Raw genomic sequence first — 1,821 nt, 5'->3', positions numbered from 1 at the left:
CATATTTACATCACTTTCCTGCGCAACTGGGATAATTTCACTCAAAAAATAAATCAGGTTGCTCCGAAGCTTGTCGCGATCAATCCCCTTATAGGTATCCAGTGCTTGCTGAAATTGCTCAATTGTAAAGCTTTCTTCACTTCCGGGCAAGCCAGCAATGATGTTACGCGTTAGCCTGTGTTTCTCTTCATCTGACATTGCCAAAAATCGCTTCTCAGCTCTTTCAATATCTTCGGCAGTATAGTCTTTTGCAGCATCAGGACGCTTCAATATATAAAGGTCAAATGCTATAAAAGCGGCCTTTTCAAAACGTAATGCTTTCGATCCGTCTTCGACTGTGTACGCAAGGTCAGTTCTGGTCCAATCGAGCACCGGCATAAAATTGTAGGTAACGCATTTGACACCGCAGCTTGACAAGTTGCGGAGGCTTTGCTTATAATTTTCGATATATTCCAGGTAAGGACCGGTTTGCGTTTTTATATTCTCATGAACAGGAACACTTTCTACCACGCTCCAGACCATTCCAGCCTGCTCAACTTCCGAGCGCCGTTTTTCAATTTCCCCGACAGTCCAAACCTGCCCATTAGGGATATGATGAAGTGCTGTAACTATACCAGCACAGCCGGCCTGCCTGATATCAGATAAGCTTACCGGATCCTTCGGCCCATACCACCGCATTGTTTGCTGCATAAGGAAGCTGCCGTTATTCTTAGTATTTGAACTCATTTATACCCCTCCAAAAATTGAAAAACCACCATCGACACATACCATAGAACCGGTTACGAACTTAGAAGCATCGCTTAAAAGCCAAACTAAGGCACCCTGCAATTCATCAGGGTGTCCGAATCTCTTAAATGGAGTTTGTGTTATTACCTTTTGGCCACGTTCTGTGAATGAACCGTCCGGATTTGTAAGTAGATTCCTGTTTTGTTCGGTAAGAAAAAACCCGGGAGCCAGCGCGTTCATGCGGATCTTATCACCGTAACGGTTTGCAAGTTCAACGGCGAACCATTGATTGTAGCAATCAACAGCAGCCTTACCCATATTGTATCCAAGGACGCGGGTTACAGCTCTTTTAGAGTTCATTGATGAAATGTTCACAATACTCCCTCTCTCAGCTGTTTGTGCGATGGCCTCACCAAAGATCTGGCTTGGAATTAATGTCCCCCATGTATTAAGGTCCATCACTTTTCTCATGCCTTCGATATTCATTTTAAAGATATCAGCTCCCGGAAGCAGAACTCCTTCAGGCTGATTGCCCCCGGCTCCATTAACCAGTCCGTCTATTTTGCCGAAAGTATCAAGAACTTTATTCTTTGCATCGATAAGCTGATTTTCATCCATCGCATCTGCAATCAGCGCAACTGCTCTTCCCCCATTGTTATTGATCAGATCGGCGCGTTCATTCGCGACCTCCTTGTTCCTGCCGAGGATACCAACCGCCCCTCCAGCGTTTACAATACCTTCAATAAATGATTTGCCAAGAATACCGGTACCCCCGGTTACGATGATTACTTTGTTTTCGAGGGTGAATTCGCTCATTTTAAGTTATACGTAATAAGTTGTACGTAATACGTTATGCACTACGCTTAATGTCGCAAGGTAATAAGTTAATAGACCAGTTCAAACGTATTACGTATTACTTACAACGTAATACTTAATAATCCCTCACCACTCTGAACATCCAGTGAAATAGTCTTGCTGCTGCTGTCATAGGTAAAGCTCCGGATTGCTACTCCGTTTAATTTTACTGATGCAGGTTTTGATGCACTTCCAATTTTTAGTTTCACAGCTTTATCGACAGAGTATTTTAATCCTTCC

2 protein-coding genes are annotated in these 1,821 nt (G+C 43.4%); both read right to left on the bottom strand.

Features of this window, described 5'->3' with window-relative positions; all coding sequences use genetic code 11:
- Window positions 1-726: mannonate dehydratase (gene uxuA / locus WKF69_RS15565; RefSeq protein WP_340383047.1), on the bottom strand; the 726-nt coding region annotated here is incomplete at its 3' end.
- Window positions 727-1,542, bottom strand: coding sequence for an SDR family oxidoreductase (locus tag WKF69_RS15560; RefSeq protein WP_340383046.1), 816 nt, complete (start codon window positions 1,540-1,542; stop codon window positions 727-729).
- Window positions 1,543-1,821 lie beyond the last annotated feature (279 nt).

The sequence above is a fragment of the Daejeonella sp. genome (genome assembly GCF_037719425.1).
In the GTDB taxonomy this organism is placed as follows: Bacteria; Bacteroidota; Bacteroidia; order Sphingobacteriales; family Sphingobacteriaceae; genus Daejeonella.
Note: the sequence above shows the minus strand (reverse complement) of the source record. Positions and strands in the feature narration are given on the sequence as shown.